Origin of the sequence: Bradyrhizobium sp. Ai1a-2, from assembly GCF_000426245.1 — a bacterium.
Taxonomy (GTDB): domain Bacteria; phylum Pseudomonadota; class Alphaproteobacteria; order Rhizobiales; family Xanthobacteraceae; genus Bradyrhizobium.
Genome location: NZ_AUEZ01000196.1, coordinates 1 through 3,048, shown reverse-complemented (window position 1 = coordinate 3,048; position 3,048 = coordinate 1). Strand labels below are relative to the sequence as shown.

The following is a 3,048-nucleotide window of genomic DNA, read 5'->3' as shown; positions in this document are numbered from 1 at the left end:
GTTGTCCGACACATGGAAACCGCGGCGACGCGCCACGCGAACAAAATAGGCGTCAAGCGCCATTCAAGAGGGCCGCAGAGCTCCGCTTACGTTCTATCTTTATCCAGGCCGGCTTCTCGGCAACACCGGCTATGGCTCAGCCGAGATGCTCGGCTGGTTGGTCTGCGAGCATGGGATTGAGCCGCATGTTACCGTGTTCGACAAGTCGGTCCGCACGGATGGGACCTACTCGCGCCACGACTTCAGCTATGACCACGCGGGTGATGTCTACCGCTGTCCCGGCGGCAAGGTCCTCACCACGACCCGAGCGTTGATGAACGATGGCGCCACGATGCTTTACGTCGCCAGCAAGCGCGATTGCGATCGGTGCGCCCTCAAGTCCCGATGCTGCCCAAGCAGGCATCGCGGAAAGTACCGCGCTCGATCTACGAGGGCGCTCGCGACATGGCGCGCCAGATCGCAAGCTCTTGGGAGGGCCGCACTTCGCGTCGGCTCCGCAAGAAGATTGAGATGCTGTTCGCGTACCTCAAGCGCATTCTCGCGCTCGACCGTTTACGGCTACGATGCCCAAACGGTGCGCGCGACGAGCTCACTCTCGTAGCCATCGCTCAGAATCTTCGCAAGATGGCCAAGCCGATCCCGATGCAAACCCTCAGCCGGCGTAAAGGCCAGTACAGCCGTTCGGCCCCATCGGCACTGGCGCTAATACATCCGAAACGCCATCATGCGGCGGCTCCTGTAGAGACGAACGCGGAAAGAACCATGAACCCGGCAGTGGATCACAGTTGTCTATCGGGGTTGACACCGTGCCCGCGATTAAAGAACGGACGACTACGCCTCCAGGATGTGGCTCGTCTCATCGCAGCTTCTGGGAGCCGTGAGTCTGGACATATGCACGCGACGAGCTCTCGAAACGCCTTGAGTCACACCTAGCGTCAGGTTGTACGATCTCGAAGTGGACGGCAACCGTCTCTGGCCCGACAAAGCGCTATCCAACAAGCAATCGAGGTTGCGAATGTCTCAACTCTTTGGCTCGTGCAACAAGAGCTTCATTATCAGCATCAGGGGCGGTTTGGCGCTGTCCACATTTTCGTCCGCGAGATTGAATTCGAAGCCTGCGCGGACTCAAAGCCTACACGATTAAGAGGCCTATGCCATTGAGCGCTTGGCTATCGTCCATTAGTCGACCTGCCGAGATTTCGAATTCGGATCTCCGAATTTAAAAGGATCGCGCTCTAACCCGTTGAGATACGAGTTCCTGATGGATGTTTATCGAGAGCGGCTTCAAACCGTCGCCCATTGGGGGACAGGAGTTCGCGTGCGCATCGCTGTCACTTTCCAAAACTGGATGTCGGCGCAATCGTGCGACATTGCGAACCAGCGCGGGAAAGTGAATCCTTTCCGTGCAGGTAGAGTTCGGATTGCTTCATCAGAAGCAACGGGGCGGCATCTCTATGGATAAAATAGCGGAAACAAAACCGGTGTCATCTGCGCGACACGGACCGCTGAGACGGGCAGCTGACCATCATTTCGCTGCTGAACTCAACGAAACCGCGAAACTCGCGTTGCCAATGGTGCTGACGCAGCTTGGGCAGATCGCTATGATTACGACCGATCTCGCATTCATCGGGCGCATCGGTCCCGAGGCGGTTGCGGCGGCAGCGCTAGGGGGCACGGCCTTATCCGTCGGCCTCACCTTCGGTGCGGGCTTGGTGTCGGCGGTGGCGCCGCTTGCGGCGCAGGCTTTTGGTGCCGCCAATCCGGCCCTGGTGCAGCGCACGCTACGGATGGGCCTCTGGGCCGCGTTTCTTCTGTGGGTGCCAATGATGGCCTTTTCGCTGCGCGGCGAACAAATTCTGCTGGCGCTCGGCTATGGTCCGGCAACAGTTCGGCTTGCTCAGCAATATCTGTTCGGGCTTGGCTGGGGTATGTTACCGGCACTGTGGTTCTCGGCCATTCGCAGTTTCATGTCGTCGGTCAGCCGGGCCGAGCCGGTCCTATGGATCACGCTCGTGGCCATTCCCATCAATGCAATGCTGGTCTATCTCTTGATCTGTGGCAAGTTCGGCCTGCCGCGGCTGGAACTGTTCGGCGCGGGTCTTGCCACGACGCTGGTAAACTGCGCGACGTTTTTAGCCAGCTTATGGTTCGCCACAATGCGTCGCCCTTTCCGTGACTACCACGTGCTTGCAGATCTTTGGCGCTTCGATTGGGCATTGATGCGGCAGCTGATCGTGGTCGGGACGCCGATCTCCATCGCCATTCTAATGGAGTCGGGATTTTTTTCTGCCGCGGCGCTCTTGATAGGAGAGATCAGCACCACGGCGGTAGCGGCCCACCAGATCGCGTTCCAGGTCAGCACGGTCCTGTTCATGATTCCTTTCGGCATCGGTCTAGCGGCGAGCGTGCGGGTTGGGTACGCAGTAGGCCGCAACGACATCTCTGGCGTAAAATGGGCAGGTCTGGCGGCGATGTTGCTCGGTGTCGCGATTACTGCAATTCTGACGCTTGCCGTGATCGCCACGCGTTTTGAGATAGCCGAGTTGTTTGTGGACGAATCGGCCAGCAATGCCGGTGCGACGACCGAGCTCGCTGCGAAGCTCCTTTTGGTCGGCGCGAGCTTCTATATCACTGATGCCGTGCAAAGCATTGCGGTGGGCAGCTTGCACGGATTGAGGGACACGCAAGTGCCGCTTCTGTTCGCCGGCATCGCTTATTGGCTGATCGGCGCTTCCCTCAGCTACGTGCTCGGTTTCAAAATCGGCCTAGGCGCCATTGGTATCTGGATTGGCTTATCAATCGGGACGGCCGTCTACGCGGCCCTTCTCGTCATGCGTTTCCAGTTGCTGGTGCGCATTTCGCGAAAACGGGACAGCGGTTTCACTAACTGATGGACAGCAGTTTTGCTAAATCGCGGATAGCGTGGTAGTGCTAGTGGATCAAATCTAACATTTGAATCCCGGAAGGGATTCCGTTGACGCCGATTGCATGCGACTCCGGCGTATGCGCACCGGTATTTCCATCACTGTTACACCGTGCGATCGCCAC

Annotated in this window: 1 protein-coding gene and 1 pseudogene; both read left to right on the top strand. The window is 58.4% G+C overall.

The features are described 5' to 3' along the window. Nucleotides 1-91 precede the first annotated feature (91 nt). Nucleotides 92-657, top strand: a pseudogene (locus tag K288_RS49055) (transposase); the annotation flags it as partial. 797 nt (nt 658-1,454) lie between these two features. After that, nucleotides 1,455-2,891 carry an MATE family efflux transporter gene (locus K288_RS0142950; protein ID WP_084800135.1) on the top strand — a complete coding sequence of 479 codons (1,437 nt, stop codon included), beginning with the start codon at nt 1,455-1,457 and terminating at the stop codon, nt 2,889-2,891. The last annotated feature ends 157 nt before the right edge of the window (nt 2,892-3,048 follow it).